The organism is Methylocella tundrae (assembly GCF_038024855.1).
Taxonomy (GTDB): Bacteria; Pseudomonadota; Alphaproteobacteria; order Rhizobiales; family Beijerinckiaceae; genus Methylocapsa; species Methylocapsa tundrae.
In genome coordinates this window covers 2926547-2948695 of sequence record NZ_CP139089.1, presented here as the reverse complement: position 1 = coordinate 2948695, position 22149 = coordinate 2926547, and the positions used below count along the sequence as shown (strand labels likewise).

At 61.1% G+C, this 22149-nt stretch carries 18 protein-coding genes; 11 read left to right on the top strand and 7 right to left on the bottom strand.

What is annotated here, in order from left to right; translation table 11 throughout:
* The first annotated feature begins 393 nt into the window (after positions 1-393).
* The 8 genes from SIN04_RS15805 (at position 394) to SIN04_RS15770 (ending at position 10464) form a co-directional block, all read left to right on the top strand.
* The gene (locus tag SIN04_RS15805) at positions 394-2112 is read left to right on the top strand and encodes an APC family permease (RefSeq protein ID WP_134490707.1); all 1719 of its coding nucleotides are present in this window, start codon (positions 394-396) and stop codon (positions 2110-2112) included.
* A gap of 91 nt (positions 2113-2203) precedes the next feature.
* A complete protein-coding gene (locus SIN04_RS15800; protein WP_134490705.1) occupies positions 2204-3340 on the top strand; it encodes an aminomethyltransferase family protein in 1137 nt (378 codons plus the stop codon).
* 54 nt (positions 3341-3394) lie between these two features.
* Positions 3395-4750, top strand: coding sequence for an NAD(P)-binding domain-containing protein (locus SIN04_RS15795; protein ID WP_134490703.1), 1356 nt, complete (start codon positions 3395-3397; stop codon positions 4748-4750).
* Between the two features lie 67 nt (positions 4751-4817).
* Positions 4818-7124 carry a DUF1989 domain-containing protein gene (locus SIN04_RS15790; RefSeq protein ID WP_134490701.1) on the top strand — a complete coding sequence of 769 codons (2307 nt, stop codon included), beginning with the start codon at positions 4818-4820 and terminating at the stop codon, positions 7122-7124.
* 18 nt (positions 7125-7142) lie between these two features.
* Complete coding sequence (locus tag SIN04_RS15785; RefSeq protein ID WP_280178177.1) at positions 7143-7781, top strand: dimethylamine monooxygenase subunit DmmA family protein; 639 nt, start codon at positions 7143-7145, stop codon at positions 7779-7781.
* The gene (locus SIN04_RS15780) at positions 7778-8743 is read left to right on the top strand and encodes a PDR/VanB family oxidoreductase (RefSeq protein ID WP_134490699.1); all 966 of its coding nucleotides are present in this window, start codon (positions 7778-7780) and stop codon (positions 8741-8743) included. Before SIN04_RS15785 ends, SIN04_RS15780 begins: the two co-directional genes overlap by 4 nt.
* A gap of 87 nt (positions 8744-8830) precedes the next feature.
* Complete coding sequence (locus SIN04_RS15775) at positions 8831-9886, top strand: heme-dependent oxidative N-demethylase family protein (RefSeq protein WP_134490697.1); 1056 nt, start codon at positions 8831-8833, stop codon at positions 9884-9886.
* Positions 9887-10062: 176 nt separating this feature from the next.
* On the top strand, positions 10063-10464 hold the full coding sequence (locus SIN04_RS15770) for a group II truncated hemoglobin (protein ID WP_244605840.1): 402 nt from the start codon (positions 10063-10065) through the stop codon (positions 10462-10464).
* Positions 10465-10829: 365 nt separating this feature from the next.
* On the opposite strand, the gene SIN04_RS15765 is transcribed toward SIN04_RS15770, so the two are convergent.
* From SIN04_RS15765 to SIN04_RS15755, 3 genes are all read right to left on the bottom strand, one after another.
* A complete protein-coding gene (locus SIN04_RS15765) occupies positions 10830-11177 on the bottom strand; it encodes a cytochrome c (RefSeq protein WP_134490695.1) in 348 nt (115 codons plus the stop codon).
* Between the two features lie 19 nt (positions 11178-11196).
* Entirely contained in the window at positions 11197-12420 is a 1224-nt protein-coding gene (locus tag SIN04_RS15760) for a molybdopterin-dependent oxidoreductase (RefSeq protein ID WP_134490693.1), read from the bottom strand.
* Positions 12421-12708: 288 nt separating this feature from the next.
* Positions 12709-13785, bottom strand: a complete 1077-nt coding sequence (locus tag SIN04_RS15755) for a YeiH family protein (RefSeq protein WP_134490691.1) — start codon at positions 13783-13785, stop codon at positions 12709-12711.
* 496 nt (positions 13786-14281) lie between these two features.
* Between SIN04_RS15755 and SIN04_RS15750 the strand changes: the two genes are divergently transcribed.
* Positions 14282-14824 (top strand): DUF302 domain-containing protein, encoded by a 543-nt coding sequence (locus SIN04_RS15750; protein ID WP_134490689.1) that lies wholly within the window; start codon positions 14282-14284, stop codon positions 14822-14824.
* 59 nt (positions 14825-14883) lie between these two features.
* On the opposite strand, the gene SIN04_RS15745 is transcribed toward SIN04_RS15750, so the two are convergent.
* Both SIN04_RS15745 and SIN04_RS15740 read right to left on the bottom strand, forming a co-directional pair.
* Positions 14884-16458 (bottom strand): MFS transporter, encoded by a 1575-nt coding sequence (locus SIN04_RS15745; protein WP_134490687.1) that lies wholly within the window; start codon positions 16456-16458, stop codon positions 14884-14886.
* Positions 16458-17618 carry an HlyD family secretion protein gene (locus tag SIN04_RS15740; protein WP_134490685.1) on the bottom strand — a complete coding sequence of 387 codons (1161 nt, stop codon included), beginning with the start codon at positions 17616-17618 and terminating at the stop codon, positions 16458-16460. Before SIN04_RS15740 ends, SIN04_RS15745 begins: the two co-directional genes overlap by 1 nt.
* A gap of 355 nt (positions 17619-17973) precedes the next feature.
* Between SIN04_RS15740 and SIN04_RS15735 the strand changes: the two genes are divergently transcribed.
* Together SIN04_RS15735 and SIN04_RS15730 are read left to right on the top strand one after the other, a co-directional pair.
* A complete protein-coding gene (locus tag SIN04_RS15735; RefSeq protein WP_134490683.1) occupies positions 17974-18213 on the top strand; it encodes a DUF2188 domain-containing protein in 240 nt (79 codons plus the stop codon).
* Positions 18214-18352: 139 nt separating this feature from the next.
* Positions 18353-19348, top strand: coding sequence for an MDR family oxidoreductase (locus tag SIN04_RS15730; RefSeq protein WP_134490681.1), 996 nt, complete (start codon positions 18353-18355; stop codon positions 19346-19348).
* Between the two features lie 26 nt (positions 19349-19374).
* Here SIN04_RS15730 and SIN04_RS15725 read toward each other — a convergent pair whose 3' ends face one another.
* Entirely contained in the window at positions 19375-19764 is a 390-nt protein-coding gene (locus tag SIN04_RS15725) for a tautomerase family protein (RefSeq protein WP_134490679.1), read from the bottom strand.
* A 369-nt stretch (positions 19765-20133) separates the two neighbouring features.
* Positions 20134-22068 (bottom strand): elongation factor G, encoded by a 1935-nt coding sequence (locus tag SIN04_RS15720; RefSeq protein ID WP_134490677.1) that lies wholly within the window; start codon positions 22066-22068, stop codon positions 20134-20136.
* Positions 22069-22149: the final 81 nt, after the last annotated feature.

The following is a 22149-nucleotide window of genomic DNA, read 5'->3' as shown; positions in this document are numbered from 1 at the left end:
CAAGTCCATCTTGTTTTATCCATGTCTCATATAGCGCATACACACTCTCTAAGAATCTCGCGCTTCTGCTGCAGTGAATAATCGCGTCGCCATACGGCGATCACGATACTGCTCTCCTATGTATCCAGCTACCCCATTTCGTAGCGTTGGCAGCGTTATACGCTTGCCTGTCGGATAACACCTCCTGTCACAACCTCTCTATGGCTTTCATGTCTTTGCTCATTTGATAGGCGATGACACTGCATTATAGGCATACTGCTCAAAGTGGTTTCTTACGAAGAAATTATTTTGACATTCGGTTTAACCGCTGTCTAAATCGAGCGTCGCCAAACCTGTGCTCTTAGGCCGCAGCTCTACGCCGACAAGAATCGAAATCGCGAAGGAGGAGAGGGAATGACAAGCATCGTCGAGACGTCACTCGGCAGCGAGGCTGAAGGAAAGCTTCACCGATCTATCAACTGGACCGGCGCCTTCTGGGTAGCGAGCGGCGTCCCGGCCCTCGTCCTCTTCTCCATTGGCGGCATCGCCGGAACGACCGGGAAGCTCGCCTTTCTCATATGGACGGTTTCGATCGTCCTCGGCTTCCTTCAGTCATTTACCTATGCGGAAATAGCGGGCCTGTTCCCGAACAAATCCGGCGGCGCCTCGATCTACGGCGCTGCGGCATGGGTCCGCTACTCGAAATTGGTCGCTCCGCTCTCCGTGTGGTGCAACTGGTTCGCCTGGAGCCCTGTGCTCTCTCTTGGTTGCTCAATTGCCGCGGCCTACATCTTGAACGCGCTGGCTCCCGTCCCGCTGGCAAGTGGACCGGAAGTCGCGCAATGGCTCGCAACGCATGGCGCGAGCATCTCCGGGTCCGACGCCGACAAGGCTGCGGCGGCGGTTGCGGCGCTGACGCCGGATATTCGCAACTGGACGGCGTTCACGCACTCAATCGGCCCGGTCAGCTTCTCGTTCAATGCGGCGTTCTTTGTCGGCGCCGTCTTGATGTTGATGGTTTTCGCGATTCAGCACCGCGGCATTCTCGGCACGGCGAATGTCCAGAAATGGATTGGCCTGACTGTCATCATACCAATGGTCGTCGTCGGTGTGGTTCCGCTTCTTACCGGCAAAGTGGACTGGAGTAACTTCTCTCCGCTCGTTCCACTCGCGGCCGCCTCGGCGCCAGAACCAGGAAGCTGGAACATACCGGGTTGGACTCTCGCCCTCGGCGGCATGTTCATCGCCGCGTGGTCGACCTATGGATTTGAAACCGCTGTCTGCTACACGAGCGAATTTCGCGACCCTTCGAAGGATACATTCAAAGCGATCTTTTATTCCGGCCTTCTTTGCATGGCCCTGTTCATCCTGGTGCCGTTCACATTCCAGGGCGTACTCGGCCTAAACGGAATGCTCGATCCGGCGATCGTCGACGGCTCCGGCGTCGCCCAGGCCATGGCGCATATGGTCGGCGGCGGCAAATTTGTCGAGAGCATCCTTGTGATGCTGATGATACTGGCTCTCATTCTCTCAATCATGACCGCGATGGCCGGATCGTCGCGCACGCTCTATCAGGGATCGGTCGATGGCTGGCTGCCCCGCTACCTCAGCCATGTCAACGAGCATGGCGCGCCGACGCGCGCGATGTGGACCGATCTGACCTTCAATTTGATCCTCCTCGCCATCGCCTGCGCCGACGCCACGAGCTTCTTCTTCATCCTCGCGGTGTCTAACTGCGGCTACATCATCTTCAACTTCCTCAATCTCAATTCCGGCTGGCTCCACCGGATCGATTCGGGGCATGTTCCGCGCCCATACAAAGCGCCCTCCTGGATCATCGGGCTCGGCGCGGTCTTCGCCTTCGTCAACGTCATATTCATGGGCGCCGGCGCGAAAGTCTGGAATCCGGTGGCGCTATGGGCCGGCCTCGGCACGGCGGCGCTCATCATCCCCGTTTTTCTCTACCGGCACTATGTCCAGGACGGCGGCAAGTTCCCGCACGAGACCTTTGAGGATCTTCAAATCGGCGACGGAAAAACGATTGTGACGAAGAAAGCCGGCTTTCTTCCCTATTTGACGCTGATCGCCGGCGTCGTCGTCTTGCTCGCCGCCAACTGGTTCTTCCAGCTCTAAACCTTCCGCGCCCGAATCGTTCCGGTGCGGGCGCGGCTCTCTCAAAAACACGCTTCCAACTTCAATGGAATGCATCAAGGGACGCTCTTCGATGAACACCCATGTCTATTCCCGCCAATCCGTGTTGAATGAACGCCACCGGCAACTCGGGACCAAATTCGAGTCGTCCTGGAACGACATGCCCATCCCGCAGCTCTACGCTACAGATCCTTACGTTGAGACGACAACCGTGCGAACCAGCGCAGGCCTGTTCGATGTGACGGCCCTGCGCCTCATCGACGTGTCCGGGAGGGACGCGCTCAGCGCGCTGAACGAGATGCTTACCTCCGACATCACAAAAATTAAGCCGGGCACATCGGCGCTCAGCAATATCGTCGACGATAACGGCTCTTTGATCGACGACGTTCTGATTTATTGCGACGGTCCGGACGCCTATCGGATTTCGCACGGCGGCGGCGCACTCGAGGATGTTCTGCCGAGCATCGCCGCTGGGCGGGAAGTGCATTTCCGCAAAGACAACGATACGCATATTCTGTCGCTTCAAGGACCGAAGGCGCTCGACATTCTTGCGCCCCATACACCCATGAACCTCGCCGACCTGCGCTATTTCGAGCACCGGAAAACCACTCTGTTTGGCCGCGACGTTTCGATCGCGCGGGGCGGCTATTCGGGTGAGCGCGGTTATGAAGTCTTCTGCAGGGCCGCAGACGCCGTCTTCATCTGGGACTCCATTCTCGACGCCGGAAAGCCTTTCGGCGCGATGGCCGTCTCCTGGGCCTGTCTTGACATCGTGCGCGTCGAGGGCGGCCTTTTGTTCTTCCCTTATGACATGCCAGAGGGCGACACCACGCCATGGGAAGTCGGCGTCGACTGGACGGTTGATCTCGACAAGCCTTCGTTCCGCGGCAAGGACGCTCTCTCGCGCCGACGCGGACAGAAGCGCGTTGCGCAAGTCGGAATCGAGATCGATCATCACGAGGCCATCGAGCCCGGCGCACAGATCTTCAAAGGCGGCAAGCAGACCGGCATCGTCAACAGCAGCACATACAGCCAGCATCTGATGCGTTCGATCGCCCTGGCGCATGTTGAGCCGGCGCACAAAGGGTTCGGGACGGAGCTCGAGATCCGGAGCGACGCCGGAATCTTCAAAGCGCGCGTGGTCAAAACGCCCTTCTACGATCCGCTTCGTCTTCGCACCCATCCCTTGAGCGAGCGGTCTCCACGCTGAACGGGTTCGCCAACGTCTATGATCAACCACAGTTTTGAATAAAAGGATTTGGACATGACACTTCGCGTTGCAATCATCGGGGCCGGCCCGAGCGGATTGGCGCAGCTTCGCGCATTTCAGTCGGCCGGAAAAAAGGGCGCCGAGGTCCCCGAACTCGTGTGCTTCGAGAAACAATCGGATTGGGGCGGTCTTTGGAATTACACATGGCGCACAGGCGTCGACGAGTTCGGCGAGCCGGTGCATGGGAGCATGTATCGCTATCTCTGGTCGAACGGCCCGAAGGAATGTCTTGAGTTCGCCGATTACTCTTTCGAGGAGCATTTCGGCCGGCCCATCCCCTCCTACCCGCCGCGCGCGGTTCTCCACGATTATATCATGGGCCGCGTCGAAAAGAGCGATGTGCGCAAATTTGTGCGCTTCAACACGGTCGCGCACTGGATCGATTTCGATGAGGCGACGCAGAAGTTCACGGTGACCGTGAAAGATCTGAAAAAGGACGAGCTCTACTCTGAAGATTTCGATTACGTCGTCGTCGCAAGCGGCCATTTCTCGACGCCGAACGTTCCCCACTTTCCGGGCATCGAAGTATTCCCTGGCCGCGTGCTTCACGCCCACGACTTCCGCGACGCTAACGAATTCGTCGGAAAGGACCTGCTGGTCGTCGGAAGCAGCTATTCCGCCGAGGATATCGCGAGTCAGTGCTATAAATACGGCGCCAAGTCGATCACCTTCAGCTATCGGACAAGACCGCTGAACTTCCAATGGCCGGAGTGCTTCACCGTCAAACCGCTACTGACCAAGCTCGTCGGCAAGACGGCCACTTTCAAGGATGGTAGCGAGGCGGTGGTCGACGCCGTTCTCTTATGCACGGGCTACCTGCATCATTTTCCGTTCCTGCCGGATCATCTGCGTCTCAAGACGTCGAACCGGCTCTATCCGGGCGGGCTCTACAAGGGCGTCTTCTGGCAGGACAATCCGAAGCTCATCTATCTTGGAATGCAGGATCAATATTTCACTTTCAACATGTTCGACGCGCAGGCGTGGTATGCGCGAGACGTCATTCTCGGGCGCATCGCACTGCCTTCCAAAGAGGAGCGCCAGAAGGACATCGACCACTGGCGCGCATTGGAGGAAAAAGTCGAAACCGCGTTCGACGGAATCGACTTCCAGACCGAATATGTGCGCGACCTCATTCCCGCCACCGACTATCCGATGTTCGATCTCGACCGCGTCGCCCGATTGTTCAAGGAGTGGGAGAACGACAAGGCCGCGAGCATCATGGGCTACCGCGACAACAGCTATGTTTCGGTCATGACTGGAAACCGCGCCCCAACGCATCACACCAAATGGATCGAGGCGCTCGACGATTCATTCGAGGCGTTTTTGCAGCATCCCGCCGCCGCGGAATGAGCGGCGCGCGCTTCAGCTCGAACGAGCTAACGCAGTGTGAACCGCCGCCAATGAATAGGGCGTAACAATGAATCTCGAAGTAACGCGCTCGCTTGACGTCTCAGCTAAAGGGTTGCGGCCGCGATCGCGGCTGCTTTGCGCACCGGGCGGTGGCGCAGCCGCCTTCGTCCTCCGCGCTGGCGACGAGGCGACAATCATCGATCCTGAAGGCCGTCAGATCGGTCAACTTTTTGTCGCCTCGGATAGGCCGGTTCTGAGCAGCCACTTCGCTGATGCTGCGACGCTGACCTTCGGCGGTGATGAATGCGTCACCGCCTGTGGCGCCGACGCCGAACTCGCCCGCGCCTTTCTAGCGGCGCGAGCAGATGCGGAGCTGCTGGAAACGACGTTGTTGTTCGGCCGTGAAAGCGTGGCCGGCGCCAGCGTCCGCTTCAAGGCGCCGGCCGACATGCGCTGCCTCCTTGCGGCTCCGGGCGACCGCATGCGGCCGGACGAGCAAGATGCGCCGACCGAGCTGCGGATCAATATCCAGTCGCCGCACGACCGCGCCGCCGCGCTTCCACCCCCCCTCGCAACGCCAAGGCTTGATCTGCGCGTGAAGGCCGCGACGGCCAGCGGCTATCGCGTCGCGGCTGGCGAATATATTCAGATCATCGACGTCGAGGGGCGTCAATGTTCTGACTTTCTCGCCTTCGACTCCAAGGCTCTCGCAGACGGACGCGAACTCGCCATTGATCCAACGACGACGCGCACGCTGATGGGCTCCGCTACGCCTGGGCCCGGTCTCTATTCGAAATATTTTGATCAGGACATGGGGCCACTGGTCGAAGTCGTGCGCGACACTGTGGGCAGACACGACACCTTCATGCTGGCCTGCAATTCAAAATATTACGACGATATGGGCTATCCAGGGCATGGCAACTGCACTGATAATTTCAATGCGGCGCTCGCGGCTTTTGGCGTCAGGCCCCGCCGCGGATGGCCGGCCGTCAATTTTTTCTACAACACATTCGTCTCCCACGACAACAGCATCGGGATGGACGAACCCTGGTCGCGGCCGGGCGACTACGTGCTGCTCCGCGCTCTGACCGATCTCGTCTGCGCCTCATCTTCCTGCGCCGATGACATTGACCCCGCCAACGGCTGGGCGCCGACCGACATCCACGTCCGGGTCTATGACGCCGCCTCCAACTTTTCCAAAGGGATAGCACACCGCATGACACCCGATGCGCCGCCGAAACTGACGCGCGAGTCCGGCTTTCATTCAAGAACCTCGGCGCTGACGCGCGGCTTCATCGAATACCGCGGCTTCTGGATGCCGCAATGCTTTGCCGCCGCCGGACCTGTTGCGGAATATTGGGCTTGCCGCGAGCGCGCAGCCTTGATGGATCTTTCCGCGTTGCGCAAATTCGAGATCACCGGCCCCGACGCCGAAGCCCTGCTTCAGAGCGCCGTCACGCGTAACATCCGCAAGCTCGCGGTCGGGCAGGTCGTCTATACCGCTCTTTGCTACGAGCATGGCGGCATGATCGACGATGGCACAGTCTTCCGCCTGGGCGAGAATAATTTTCGCCTCGTCTGCGGCGACGATTATTGCGGCGTCTGGCTGCGTCAGCTGGCTGCGGAGCAAGGGCTGCGCGCGTGGGTCAAGTCGTCGACGGATCAACTCCATAACGTCGCCCTGCAAGGGCCAAGATCCCGCGACATTCTACGGGAAGTTCTGGCGACGCCGCCGCATCAGCCTTCAATTGACGAACTCAAATGGTTCCGCTTCACCATCGGCAAGATAGCGAACGCTCCGGTGCTCGTGTCCCGCACAGGCTATACGGGCGAACTTGGCTATGAGATCTGGTGCCATCCCGATTCCGGGCCAAAGGTGTGGGACGCCATCGTTGCGGCCGGCGAACCCTATGGACTCGCGCCGTTCGGCTTCGCCGCGCTCGATATGGTGCGCATCGAGGCCGGTCTGATCTTCGCCCATTTCGAATTCTGCGATCAGACCGATCCGTTTGAAGCGGGCATTGGCTTTTCGGTCCCGGCGGAGAAGCTGGAGTCCTATGTCGGCTCCGAAGCGCTCGCCCGGCGCCGCGCGCACCCGGTCCGTCAACTCGTCGGTCTCGACATCGCGGGAAATGAACACGTCGGCCACGGCGATCCAGTCCATGTGGGACGCGCCCAGGTCGGCGTCGTCACAAGCGCGACGCGCTCGCCGAAGCTTGCAAAGACGATCGCGCTGGCGCGGTTGGATATGGCGTACGCCGCGATCGGAACACCTGTCGAAATCGGGAAGCTGGACGGACAACAGAAGCGGCTGAAGGCGACAGTCACGCGTTTCCCCCATTACAATCCCGATAAATCCCGGGTGAGGGCTTAAATGCGCCGCTGAGGTGGATTGCGGCTGTTTTGGTTTGTCGCCATTGGCGCGATGGTCAAGGAGTTTGAAGTGCTTGTTTCCGGCATAGTCAGTCGGCCTGTATATGAGGCCTTGGCGATCGATCCGACTGGACGAAGTCATCTTATCGCGGCCGATCACGCGATGGCGCCAGGCGCCGAATTGCTGGCGTCCTTGCCTGGCAATGCGAGAGTCGAGTTCTGGTCCGCGCTCGGCGACAGCAGGATCGCCCAATCTCCGCTGCCCGAGCTAAACGCAATCTCGCGTAGCTTCCGATCGACGACGCAGTTGCTCGATGCGCTCCCCCATCGTCTGGCGCGCGAACGGATGGGCTTTCGCCTGTATGCGGTCGGGCTCGAAGCCTTCGTCTGGGACGTCGCGAAGCTCGCGCGCTCCTCGGGCATGGATGATGGCGAATATCACTTGACCCACGCCGGATCGGAACGGCGGCGCGTCTATTGCGTCCACTGCCGCGCTTTCACAGAAAACGTCGCGACCAATATTGTCGCCTGCAGCGGCTGTGGCGCGCATCTGCTCGTCCGCGATCATTTTTCGCGGCGGCTCGCGGCCTTCATGGGGGTGCAGGTTGACGCCGAATCCCCCGGCGAGCTCCCTTCAATTGAAGAGGCATTTCCATGAACGGCGCTGATCAATTCGTGGAGCACCTTGCCTTGAGGGTTCGCGAGGCCGAGCCAATCTCGCCTTTGCTGAAACGCTTCGTTTTTGAGGCCGCGGATGGCGGCGAACTTCCGCCAGCGGGCCCCGGCGCTCATCTTCGCTTGACGCTGCAGGGCGGCGGCCGGCGCTGGAAGAACGCTTATTCGATCGTCTCCGCGCCGGCTGATCGCAGTCACCTCGCCATCATTGTGCGCCGGGTCGCTCAATCGCGGGGAGGGTCCGCCTTTCTGCATGAGGCCGTCGAGACAGGGCATATCGTCGCCGCGCACGAGCCGGGCAATCTGTTCCCCATATCGCGTATCGCGCAGAAACATCTGATGGTCAGCGGCGGCATCGGCGTGACGCCTTTTCTTGCTTATATGACGGCGTTGAAACAAGACGGAGCGCCGTTCGAGCTGCACCACTTTTGCCGGGATGAGGAAGTGTCGGTCTTCGAGAGCATTCTATCCTGCTTCGATGCCTCGAACATCCATATTCATCCGGCTTCGGCGGCGTTCGATCTTTCAGCAGCGCTCACATCGCAACCTCTGGGAACGCATCTTTATACCTGCGGTCCTGAAGGCCTGATGACGATGGCGCTCGCCGCCGCGCGAGACCATGGATGGCCGAAGTCGAAGCTTCACTCTGAATCGTTCGGCGGCGCACACGCCGGCGGCGTTCCGTTCATCGCGATCTTGCAGCGCTCCGGCCTCAAAGTCAGTGTTCGCGACGATCAGACGCTGCTCGAAGCGATTGAGGAAGCCGGCCTTGAGCCTGCCTGCCTGTGTCGCGGCGGCGCCTGTGGCGAGTGCTTGACGAGCGTGATCGAGGGAGAGCCGGATCATCGCGATCATTTTCTTGACGCCGGGGAGCACGCATCGAACCGGTCAATCATGATTTGCGTCTCGAGGGCGAAAACCAACAGCCTCATCCTCGATCTATAGCACGGCGGAGCGCCGGTTCGGCCGTTTGAAACGCCAATGATGTGAACGCAAGCGCGCCAACATCAGCGAAATGAAGCGGAGAAATTGATGAACACGCGGTTCAAACCGACTGAGACATTCCGGCGCGACTTCGCCTTTTGCAACAGCGACGAGGCCATCCTGCGCTTTCCGTTCCCGTTCCCCGAAGACGCCTACATGTACTCGGTCAACATCGAGCCTCATGTCAGGGGCGGGGCGACGCCGGCTCTCGACCATCTGTTCGACATTGACGAACACTATGTAGCGGAATGCCGGGAGAGGGCCCTGGTGCTGCAGGAGGATCCGGGCCGTTGCAAGGTGCTGCCGCATATGATGGCGGCTCAGTGGGACACGCTGGAGCTCATCATGGAGAGCTTCGCCAGGGATTACCCCCAGGACTTCTCTCTCACCAAGGATGGAGCCCGCTGGACCTGGGAGAATCGCCCGCTCGGACTGAAGCAAACATTCACCTTTGGCGATGAGGCGACGCTCCCCTGCGAACCGTTCGAATATATCACGCGCCAGGCGCAGGGCGACTTCACCCTGCAGGACCAGCGCGACGACAATTTATTCGTCGACGGCGGAATGGTCACGACGCAGGCTGACTGGTCGCTCGAATTCAACATCGGCATGACGTTTCACGAATGGCACGGACCGGTTCCGCTCGCGCATCAGATCGGCGTCTTCGACCGCGCGCTGAAATTCCTCTTGCGGCTTCAATATGGCCAGCCGGTGCGCAGATTGAACTGGACGATGACCATCAATCCGAGGCTCGACACCAGCCCGGAAAATTATCCCCTGTGGGGACCGGACCGTACGACCGTCACCCCTGAAAACGTCGCCGACAAGGTGTTTCTGCGCGTTGAATTGCAGACCCTTTTCCGTCTGCCGCGCTCAAACGCCATTCTGTTCGGAATCCGCTGCTATCTGATCAGCGTCGGCGATATCGCAAAAGTCGATAAATGGCGCAAGCGCCTGCATCGCGTGCTGCGCGATCTTCGTCCGGAGCTTGAAGATTACAAAGGGCTGACCCGCTTTCGCAAAATGGTCGTCGATTATCTCGCGCCTTTCGATGACGGCGCCGCGTTGTCGAGCGGAACCCACTCAGAGCAGGCGGAGCTCTAGAGCATATTCCGATCAGATCGGTTCGATCTGATCGAGAAGAATATGCTCAAGCTTTTGAAGCTGGAGCGATTTCTGAGCGATCGAATGACTCCATTCGATCGGTAAGCGCTCTAGCGGCCCAAGGCGACGTTACGGCTTATCGAAAAACCCGCCGATCGTCGATGGAGGATCCGTTTGTGCGCGCTCTGAGGCAAATGCAATCGCTCTATGAGAGTATGGGTGGCGAGGAGGAAATTCGTCGGCTGGTCGAGACGTTCTACGACATTGTCGAGACGGACCCGGAGGCGAAGGAACTACATCTGCTTCATCTGCGGGGACACGGCGTCGCCCATTCTCGAATCGAGCAATTTAACTTCCTGTCCGGTTTTCTCGGTGGTCCGCAATATTACGTGCAGAAATATGGGCATGCGCATCTTCGAGAGATGCATGCGCATGTTCCGATCGGCCGCAAGGAGCGGGATCTTTGGCTCGCCTGCATGACGAAGGCGATTGCCAAGGTTGGTCTCGGTTCACAGACCGCGGATCGGCTAATGCGTCATTTTACTCGGGCCGCCGAGGGGTGTCGAAACCAGGACTGACCACCGGAGCGCGACTTTTTTTGACGCTTCATCGTTCGTTGCGCGTCCGATCGGTATCTGGCGCAGCGGCGCGCCAGCGCGGGATGATTGAATAGTCTGGGCTTACGCAGCCCTCGCATAGGCAGACAACGACTTGGCGCCTTTCCTCCCGGGCGCCTTGCCGGAGGGCGAGCGGCAAAGGAATCCCGCTTCGCTCTCCGGTCCTTTCTCGATCGCAATACAATAATCGCGATGACAACAGCCGGCAAAAACAGCCGCAGCCGATTAAAGCGCGAATAATACGGAAGCGCATTAAAGCCGCGCTGATGCACAGGAAGCGAGGCCGGTCAGATCGATCGAATGACTCCATTCGATCGGAGAGCGCTCTAGTCCTGGGGGTCAAGCCCGGAAAGATAGTCGACGATCGCGGCGACGCTCTCATCAGGGGCCGGCGCCCCGTAGGTCTTCCGCATCTTCGCGACTTCTTCCCCCCACGCGGTTGGCGAAAGCCGAGGCTGGTAGAGCACCATGCCGCTCGAGTGGCATATCAGGCAATTGCTGTTAATCGCCTTCGCGTTCGCTCCACCCGGAAAGCGACGATCGCTTTCGGGAAAAGTCACGGAGACGCTTTTCAGCGTGACGCCGGCGGCCGAAACGGTGGTTTCCGATTCCGCCGCGACGGAGCAGCCGACCGAGGCGCAAAGCGCAACCGCGGCGAAGATCTGCGTGATCATGGGCAAACCCTTCCTACCTTTAAGAGACGGTGATCGGCGTCGATTCAATGACGTTCAGCATGTAGCCGCCCGGATTCCAGGTCGGAAGCGGCGGCTGCGTAAGGCCAGCTTTGTTCGTCGTCCGCACCATCAGCATCCGCGGCCCCCGCTCCGCCGCAGTGAAGTTGATCTGCCAGAGCCTGAAGCTGTATTGCCCTTCGTCCGTACCCAGCGTCGCCGGCGTCCAGCTTGTCCCGCCATCCGCCGAAAAGTCGACGCTCGCGACGCCCGAGTCGCCGCCGAACGCAAGACCGCGAACCAATGTCGGCTTGCCCGCTTCTATCGTGGCGCCGGCGGAAAGGTTTGTGATGAAGGAGCGCGGAACCATCCTGCTGATGGGAACGGTCTTGAATCCCTTTTCCCCAGGCTTGACATTGGCGCCTGGCGTGTCGGGGATCCGATAGGCCGTCTTCATCCAGAAGTTTTCGTCAGGCTCGCCGAGCACTTCTATCGAGCTGAGCATCTTGATCCAATAAGTCGAATACCAGCCGGGCACGATTAGCCGGAGCGGAAAGCCGTTGAGAATCGGCAGCTGTTCGCCGTTCATGAGATAAGCGATCATGACCTCGCCATCGCGCGCATGATCGATGTCGAGCGACTTCATAAAATCCGGCGTCGCCGGCAGCACGCCTTCTTCGAGCCCCCTGAAGCGCACCTGAACGGCCCCGGCCCTGACGCCAGCTCTGTCCAATACGTCGCGCAGCCGGACGCCTGTCCATTTGGCGTTGCCCATGGCGCCGTGGCCCCATTGGCCGCCCGGAACGCGTGGCTGGAAAAATCCGCGCGAGTTGCCCGAACATTGATTGACGGCCGCGATCTCAAACCGCGGCAGCGCGAGAATTTCGCTAAGGCTCAGCGACAGCTCCTGGTTCACCAGACCTTTGACGGAGAGACGGAACGAGGTCACGTCGATCGACTCCGGTATGTCGGCAAGATGCCAGCGCACAAAAAACTGGTCGTTCGGCGTGAAAACGCCCTTGTCGAAGACGGAAAACGGCGTCTCGAGTAGCGGCGGCCGCGTCCGTTGCAGGATCATCTCGCCCTTCTGCGGGAACGCCTTGGTCAGGGGGCGCTCGCTCGGCGGGCCCGGCAAGTGAAGATTGAGGGTTTCAGCCGAAGCCCCGAAAGATCCTGAGGCGATCATGACCCCAAGGGCGCTCGCGCGTTCGAGGAATTGGCGTCGTCCAAATCGCAGGTCGACCATCGCGTCGTCTCCTCCCCATCATTGAAATTTAGTTTGAATAGCCAGCCTGCATCGCGCCGCGGCGCGTTGTCGGAGGCAGCCGATTGAACCAGGGCCTTCCATGTCTTCGACGCCTTGCCGCATCAACGCAAACGGGAACGCGCTTGCAAACATGAATCGGTCTTTGATGAACCCGTCGGCCTTAAAGTATATTTTACCACCCCTAGCAAACGTATAGATATCTTGCGACATAAACACATTTTTAGTCCCGGAAGCGATAGTGATCTTGGTCCAGCATCACGACGGGCGTCACGTCGTCATTTTGACCAGCATCAAGCTGAAGAATGCGACGAAGAGAAAAGCGGCAAAGCCCAACACGAAGGGACGAATGCCCTTTGCCCGCAGCTTGGCGATGTCCGTTTCGAGTCCCATCGCGGCAAGCGCCATTGAGAGAAGAAAAGTCGTCGCTATGACGATCGGCGCCTTCGCTTCGCCGGGGACGCTTATTATGCTGTTGACGCCGACGAGCGCGATGAAGCCCAGGACGAACCAGGGCATCGGCGCTTTGGCCTGGATGTGACCGTGACCGTCGCGGCGGGCGCGGCGCGTAGCGACGAGGCCAAGAGTGATGACCAGGGGCGCGAGCATCATCACGCGAGACAGCTTGGCGATCGTGCCGAACTCGCCCGCCTGTTCGCCATCCTGGTAGGCGGCGGCGACCACCTGCGCAATCTCATGGATCGAACTTCCAGCCCATAGGCCATAAGCGTGGGGGTCAAGGTGCAACAGCGCCGGCAGCATCGGGTAGACGACCATCGCGATCGATCCAAAGACCGTGACGCAGGCGACCGCATAGGCCACATCCTCGTCATGGGCGCCGGTCACTGTGTTCGTCGCGATGACCGCGGAAGCGCCGCAGATCGAGGTTCCGGCCGCGATCAGCTCAGCAAGCTTGCGGTCGACGCCGAGGATCTGACCAGCCCATTTGGTGAACAGAAAGGTGGCGACGAGCGTCAGGGCGATCACGCTGACGCCGCTGGCGCCAACCGCGATCACCTGCGTCGCCGTTAACTGGAGGCCCAGCAGTATGATGCCGAAGCGCAAAATCCGGCGCAGCGAAAAGGCGATGCCCGCTTTGAGACGCGCCGGAGTTCCGATCATATTGCGATAGCCAATGCCGATCACGATGGCGAGAATCATCGGACTGAAGGCGGAGAGGCCCGGCAATTGCCTCAGCGCGAAGGCAAGTCCCGCGATCGCGGCGGCCAGAATCAGGCCCGGCCAGATGCTGGTGCGCGCGGGCGCGACATGCGCGAGATGGGAGCCCGGCTTCAAAGCCGTGGAATGCAGGGTAGCGTGGAAATCGGGTCGGGTGGGCGCGTTCATGGCCGGAATCCTCAATCGTCCCGGCCAATATGATGACTGATGATTAATCTATCCAACGCATTTTCTGTATTGAATTGTTCGATTTATAAGAACGATCGAAAAGAGCCAGCGTGAATTCAGGGATCTCGTCCAACCAGTCGAGGACTCTCTCTGATGAATCGACCGGTTCAAAGGGTCGGCAAAGGTCGCCCGGCGCCGGCGCCGAAAGACTGCGCCAAGGACTGGACGCGGTGAACGTCGAGGCTGACATTCAGTTTGCGGGCATTCTGCGAAATGGGCGCCTTGACGTCGTTTCGCTTCCAGCTTAATCAGCTTATCATGATCATATAATTTTGTCGAGATAAGAGTGAGCGACCAGGGGCGAGAGGCCATGCTGAACGAAGGTCAAACGAGCCGCCCCGCCGGGCTTCGGACTCGCTCGCGTCAGCCGGCGGCCGATCGCGTTAAGGCCGCGCCCGGCAAGCGTCCGCCCAAGCGTCCGCCGAAGGCATCTCGCATGATCGCGCTGGCGTCCGTCTGCCTCGTGACGCTAACCGGGATCGAGGCCGCCCTCGCCGCTCCTGTCGTGACTGAGCGCGTGATAGAGGTCGAGCACGTCAAAATCGAGACGACAAAGACGTTCGAGCAAGTCGAGGCGGCGCTTGACGGCGCTCTTCCCCCGATCGATCCGGCGATCGCGGCGGCGTTGACGAATGGCGATAGCGGGCTCGCCAAAAAGCTGGAGCATGGCGCGGAGCTTTTCATCTTCCTGAAGCGCGACCACGGCGCTTTTCTGCGCAGCGCCGGCCGGTCCCGCAAGGCGCTGCAATATGAAATCGGCAATCCGCTCACGGCGACCATGATGACGCAGCACGAGCTACCGGCGGCGCTTTATGCTCCGCTGCGGGTTGTGCTGTATGAGAACGCGGCGGGAGGCGCGACATTTGAATACGACAAACCCTCCACGCTCTTTGGTCAGTTTGGCGACGAACGGGTCGCCGCGGTCAGCCGCGATCTCGACGCCGAGCTTGAGCGCGCTTTGCGGCGCGCTGCGGAATGAGCGATCCAAAGCGCCGGCGAGCGCGGCGATGCGCCGGCTCGCATGCGTGAAACCCCGTTTCAAAATGGCGAGGGCGGCTGTCGGCGTAGCAGCGCGACGAGAATAAGGCAGGCGAAAGCGCCGGCCGCGGCGGCCAGAAAGCCGTCGATATAGGCGAGCACGGAAGCCTGTTGAGCAACGTTCGCCGCGAGAAGTTTGGTCGCCCGCGCGGCCGTCTCCTCGAGGTCGGCCGTGCGCGCGCCGACGGCGGCGCGATAGGCCGCGAGGCGCTCAATCGTTAACGCCGCCAACCCGTCGACATGCGCGCCGACGAGATTGGAGTGGATCTGTTCGCGGATCCTGACGAAAGTCTGCATGAAAGCGGTGCCGATCTCGCCGCCGAACAGACGGCTCATCTGCATCAGGCTGCCGATCGTCAAAGCGTCCGCCGGATTGATCGAACGAACGATCAAGACAATCAACGCGGTCAGCGCGAATGATTGACCAATCGCCTGCAGGATCTGCGAGGGGAGGAAGTCATCGGTCGCCCACTCGCTTGTGAGGTTGGTCGCCATCAGGCAGGCGGCGCCAATCAAGGCGGTGCCGAACGCCAGCACGAGACGCGCGTCGGCGCGTTTCAGCAAGGCGCCAAGCAGCAGGACGATGGCGAACTGCGGCAGGGCGATCCAAAGCAACACGGCTCCTACCTGAAGCTCCCGGAAATTTTGCACGGTCTGCAAATAGTTCGGGATGATGTAGGCTGTCGAGAGGATGATGAAGCGATAGCCGGCCAGGAGAGCCATGAGAAGCAACAGGTTTTCGCGGGCCATCAGCCGTATGTTGATGAAGGGACGCGCCGCGATGAGTTCCCTGACGACGAAGAACATCGTTAGCAGCGCGCCTGAAATCAAAAAGCCGTTGACGAGGCCATTGTTGGTCCAGTCCAGCCTGTTGCCTTGATCGAGACCAGCGTAGAGCAGCGCGAAGCCGAACCCGGCGTATATGAGCCCCGGCCAATCCAGATCGCGCAAACACATCGACGTCGGGGGATCACGCGGCACGCCATAAAAGATGCAGCCGAACATCAGTGGCAGGGCGAAACAATACTGCCAGTCGATCCACGCCCACGACAGATGGTCCGAAAACCAGCCTTCGAGGGAAGCGCCGATGTTCTGCGACATTTCCGAATTCATCGCATAGACAGCGACGCCGTAGATGACGAGACGCGGCGGCAGGCTGCGCACAATAAAACTGATGGTCAGCGGAATGAACGTGCCGGAGCCGAGGCCGCCGAGAAACTGGGCCGCGAGGAAGGCGTTTAGATTAGGCGACAGCGGCGCGAGAAGGCTTGTCGTGAAGAACAGCACGATGCCAAGCAGCAGAAAACGCCGCACGCCGAAGACGGCCGCCATATAGGGAGAGGCGACGCCGCTCATCATCTGACCAACGCCGAAACTCGTCGTGATCCATGCGCCTTCATCGAAGCCGGCATGGAGGCCGCCGCGCAGATCGGTAAGGCCAAAGGTGGTGACGCGGCTGCCAAGTGTGCTCATCATCGCGCCAAGCAAAACACCCAGAATGCCGATATAGGGGCGCAGCGTATCGGCGCGAAGGCGCGGCGGCGCGGCTGACGCGATCGAAACAGGAGAGGCCATCACTTGGTCGCGGCAGGCGGCGCCATAGCCGCGCCAGCGCCAGCCCCCTCGCCGTTTCTCGTATCGATCGTGGCGACGACGGACATGCCCGGCCGCACCAAAGCGCCGAGCGCCGGGTTCGGATCGAGCACGATCTTCACCGGAACGCGCTGGACGACTTTAGTGAAGTTGCCCGTCGCATTATCTGGCGGCAGCAGGGCGAATGTGCTGCCTGTGCCTGGAGACCAACTGTCGACATGGCCGGTCAGCTTCAGATCCGGAAAGGCGTCGACGGTAACGCGCGCCGGCTCTCCAATCCGGATGTTCGTCATTTGCGTTTCCTTGTAATTGGCGATCACCCAGATGTTGGGCAGCGGCACCACGGCAATCACCTGCGCGCCCGCATTGACGAATTGTCCCGGGCGCACCTGGCGCTGACCGACCAATCCATCGGCCGGCGAAAGGATGCGCGTATAGGTCAGATTGTTGTGCGCGAGATCGGCCGCGGCGGCGGCTGCGCGCAACTGCGCCTCAAGCTGTTTCTTCTGGACGTCGAGACTGGAGAGAAGGGCCTTTTGCTGATCGAGCTGCGCCTGATTCAGGAGGAGTTGCGCCTCGGTGCGTTTTTCATTGGCGTCCGCCTGCTCGGCCAGTTGCGGCAGCCCGGCGATGCGGGTTTGCAGCAATTCCTGCTGACGCTTCTGTTCGAGCTGGTAGCGCTTGAGGTCCGCTTGCGTTGCTTCGATCGTCGCCTCGGCCTGACGAACAAGGGCCCGCTGCACGTCTTTCTGGTTGGCCAGATTATCGAGGCTCGCCTGCGCCGCCGCGCGAGAAGCCTCCGCTTGCTCCAGCGCCGCAGTGTAGTCGGAAGGATCGATTTCGACGATGAGATCACCTTTGCGCACGGGCTGATAGTCGCCAACAGCGACCGTCTTCACATAGCCCGAAACCTTCGCCGCGAGCGGCGTGACGTCGCCGACGATGTAGGCGTCGTCGGTCGTCTCGAAGCGGGCGGCGCCGGTCCAGCGGTTCCAATGTCCCGCGATGAACCAGGCGAGATAGCCAATCGCCGCGACCAGAATGACGCGCAGGAGCGGATAAAGCCATCTCGCCCGGGAGTCTCGCGGCGGCGCCGCAGCCGGGGCTTGCGACAGTGGCGGATCTTTCGCCGCGTCATCCATCAGCGCGACATTCCGGCAGGACGAGCGCCCTGCCGGCTCGCGTCCGGCTCAGCAAAGGGCTTCGGCGCCGCTTCCTTTCCAGCATCATTCCCCCATTTGGCTTTTGCGTGCGCGCCCGCGACCTGCCCGGCGAGCCGGGCGCGCGCTGCCTGAGCGCGGGCAAGACCATAAACGCCACCATACGGCGCCGTGCGGCCTTGAAACAGCCCGGCGCGCCATGAATTGAGTTGGGAGCGGAGGCGTGTTAGCAACGGCTCATCGTTCATTTCCGCTGATCCCCTGCCGCTTCAACGCCGGGAGCGATTGGCCGGCACGCGAGACTGCCTGTGGTTCCGGATCGAAGAGGAGCAACGACATGAGTAAAATTGCCTATCATGTAGTCGAGCACGATGGAGGCTGGGCCTATACGTTGGATGGCGTGTACTCGGAGACTTTCCCAAGCCATGCCGCTGCTGTCGCCGCGGCGAAACGCGTGGCGGAAGAACAGAGGACGCCGGGAGAGACCGAGGAAATCGAATATGAAACCGAAAAGGGAAAATGGAAAACCGAGCGCGCCGACGGCGATGATCGGCCATCGACCGAGGTCATCGAATAGCGCGACGGGGGAAAAGCCGTTATCTCCCGGCGCCGCCCTGTTGAACGCTGCGATACCCGCGCTGACTTTGATATGCCGCTCGTCATGTTAACTGCGGCCGCCGGGGCTCGGCGAGCCGGCGCCGTTGCAGGGGAAACACATGTTCAAGGGTTTGCTGACCGATAAAGCCGGCGGGTCTTACGCGACAAAACTGACGCAGCTCGACGAGGCTCAATTGCCGGACGGGGACGTCACGGTGCGCGTGGCCTATTCGACACTGAACTACAAGGACGCATTGGCGATCACCGGCCGTTTCCCTGTGGTGCGTCATTTTCCTATGGTTCCGGGCATTGACCTCGTCGGCGCCGTGGAAGACAGCGGCAGCCCGAAATTCAAGCGCGGCGATCTCGTCCTTGTCAATGGCTTTGGCATCGGCGACGTCCATTGGGGCGGTCTCGCGGAACGCGCGCGCCTCAAAAGCGACTGGCTGATTCCGCTGCCGAAAGCGTTTACGCCGCGTCAGGCAATGGCGATCGGCACGGCGGGTTATACTGCGATGCTCTGTGTTATGGCGCTGGAGCATAATGGCGTCACGCCGGACAAGGGCGAGGTGCTCGTCACCGGCGCGGCGGGGGGCGTCGGCGGCATCGCCATCGCGCTGTTGCATAAGCTCGGCTATGCCGTCGTCGCTTCGACAGGCCGGGCGGCGGAAGCAGATTATTTGAAAGGTCTCGGCGCGGGGGAAGTGATCGACCGTGCGAAGCTGTCTTCGCCCGGCGAACCGCTGCAAAAGGAGCGCTGGGCCGGCGCGATCGACAGCGTCGGCAGCCATACTCTCGCAAATGTCCTCGCGGCCATGCGCTATGGGGGCGCGGCGGCCGCCTGCGGACTTGCGCAGGGGCTTGATCTGCCCGGCTCCGTCGCGCCCTTCATCCTGCGCGGCGTCACTCTCGCAGGGATCGACAGCGTCTACCGCCCGATGCCCGACCGCCTCGAGGCCTGGCGCCGGTTATCGAGCGATCTCGATACGAGGAGGCTCGATTCCCTGACGCATCAAATCGGCCTCGACGAGACGATCGGCTACGCCTCGAAAATACTCGAGGGAGCCGTGCGCGGGCGCCTCGTCGTCGCCATCGATCAGGGCGCCGCGGGCTGACCGAACCGCCGGCCCGCCCCGTGGCCTCACAACTCGCCGGTGAGGAATTGCGCTCGCCCGTGACCAAACGACCAGTCCTCGTCAGTGTTCTCGACGCAGGACACCATGAGGTCCGCCGGATCGACGCCGCAGCGCTCATGCAGATAACGGGCAAGACGGGCGTAGAAGTCGACCTTCTGCGCCTGAGGGCGCGGGCGAGTCGTTACCTGGACAACCACGACATTGGCGGTTCTGGCAATCCCAAGACCCGTATCCTTAATGACCATGCGAGAGGCTGGATGCTCGTTAACGATCTGATAGCGGTCGTCCGCGGGCACGTGGAACGCATCAAGCATGGCTGCATGGGCCGCATCGAGAAGGGCGGCGAGGCTTTCGTCGGAGCGGCCTTCGACGAGGTCAAATCGTAAAAGAGGCATGAGAGTCCTGTCTGTTCTGCTCCGGGCGGCGGAGCGGGCGGGCGAAAACTAGACCGTTTTCCAAATGCATATAATTGGAAAATGTGCTGTTCCCTTTAGTTTGATGCGCGGGCTTTTAGCCGATCAACGCTCGCTTGAAGAAACCGGCGCGGCTTTTGGCATGCAGCGCTCGGCCAGCTTCAGAGAGCGTCAGGGGGCCGATCTCGGCCGCAAGATTGAAATTCCGCCGGTCAGCGCAGCGATGCGCGCCTTTCTCGACCCGCAGTCTCGCGTCGATGCATCTTGCAAGGACAACTGGAAAGGTCGCGGCGGCTCTGACGGCGACGGCTGGCGAGCTTTTCGCCAAACCGCCGGCCCTGCGCGACGAATTTACCGCCGCGCCTCCGAGAGATGGTCGAACCGGCGGCGGTAAGCGCCAAGGCCCATCGTATCCGAGCGCAGATCCATGATGAAGTCATGCAGCTCGGCGGCGGGAGCCAGCGCCTCGACATCGTCCCAGCCGGGCCAGCCGGGCTTTTCGGTATAGCCCATGATTTGGCCGCGGCGCCCGCTCAGCAAGCGTTGCGCGGCGGCCGTGAAGGCATTTGGCACGCTGACCGTTATGTGGTCGACCGGCTCCAGCAACACAGGCTCGGCCTTCGCCAAAGCTTCCGCGATCGCGATGCGCGTCGCCGTCCTGAACGCCATATCGGAGCTGTCAACCGCGTGGAAGCCGCCATCGACAAGGGTCACCCCGACGTCGACCACCGGATAGCCGAGCGGGCCCTTCTGCATCGCCTCTTCGGCGGCTTCGCGCACCGCGGGAATATAGTTCCTCGGCACGGAGCCGCCGACGATCTTATCCGTAAACAGGAAGCCTGCGCCGCGCGGGCGCGGTTCTACCTCGAGCTTCACGTCGGCGAACTGACCGTGGCCGCCGGTCTGGCGTTTCACCCGGCCATGCTGCGACACCGCGCGCCGGATCGTCTCTTTATAGGCGATTTTCGGCGCGCTGACCGTAACGAGAACATTATAAACCGAGGAAAGGCGCTCGATCGCCGCATTGAGATGGATCTCGCCCTGCCCCCTTAGCACCGTCTCGCCCGTCTCGGGGCGATGCTCGATGCTGAGCGAAGGATCGTCCTGGACAAGCTTTTGCAGAGCGGCGGAAAGCTTGACGTCATCCTTTCGATCCTTCGTCGTCACGGCGAGTTCATAGACCGGCGGCGGCGGCTCGGGGAAGGGCTCCATCTGCGCGCCGCCGAGAAACGCGCCGGTCGCCACCCCGTCGAGGCGGCCGAGCGCAACAAGCTCCCCGGCGTCGGCTTCTGGCGCGCGAACCGATTCCGCGCCGGCGAAGCGGTAGATGCCGCCGACACGGACGCCATCGAGCGTCGCGCCATCGCGCAGGGCGCCGCGCCAGACGCGGCCGTAGCAGAGCTTGCCAGCCTGCACCGTCTTGAAAATCTGAACCGCCGGCTGGTCACCAGCCGGAACGCCGCGCCGCTGCGCCGTCTCAATCGCCGTCGGCACGTCGTGACGCAAGGCTTTCCACAAGCGATAGACGCCATGCCCGCGGCTCGCCGCGCCGATCAGCACTTCGACGATCGAGCCTTTCGCCTGGTCTTTGCGCAAGTGCTGATAAAGCTCCTCCGGCGTCGGCGTGACGTCTTCGAGGAGCTTCTCCATCAAGGCGTCATCCTGATCCGCCAACGTTTCGGTAAGGCCCGTCAACGCCTGCTTTTCGGGTTCGCGCATCTGCGGCGGCAGTTCGATCGGCTCGACGCTCTGTTTCTCGCCATAGCGGTAGGCGCGCCCGGTCACGACGTCGATATAGCCGATGACGGCGTCGCCGGCGCGGATCGGCAGCTGGCGCGCCAGCAGCGGACGCGTCGAATGCGTCTGCAACGCCGCGATCGCATCCTGGAACGAGCCCGCGAGCGTATCTATCTTGTTGATGAAGATGAGATGCGGCAGGTTGTGCTCTTCGAGCGATTTCAGGAGCAACGGCAGATTCGAGATGCGCTCGGTCGTCGGTTCGCAGACAACCACCGCAAGATCGACCGCCATCAGCGCGGCGGACGTTTCAAAAGCAAATTCCACCGAACCGGCGCAATCGAGAATCGACCAGCGCTCGCCGAGAAAGGCGCAATGGCCAAGCCTCGCCTCGGAGCCAGGGCGCCCGCGCACGTCCGTCTGGCGCTTTGCCGGCGCCCCCGCCGCGAGCAGGAGCGCGTCGAATAAAGTGGACTTGCCGGCGCCTTGGGGGCCTATAAGCGCAATTGAGCGCGGTCCAGCAGCGGCCTTCGGGACAGAACCTGTCATGGCGGCGCTTCCTCCATCCGCGGGTCGCCGAAACGGCGATCCAGCAGCGGTTTGGATTGTCTTGCTCTTAGGTTCATTCTC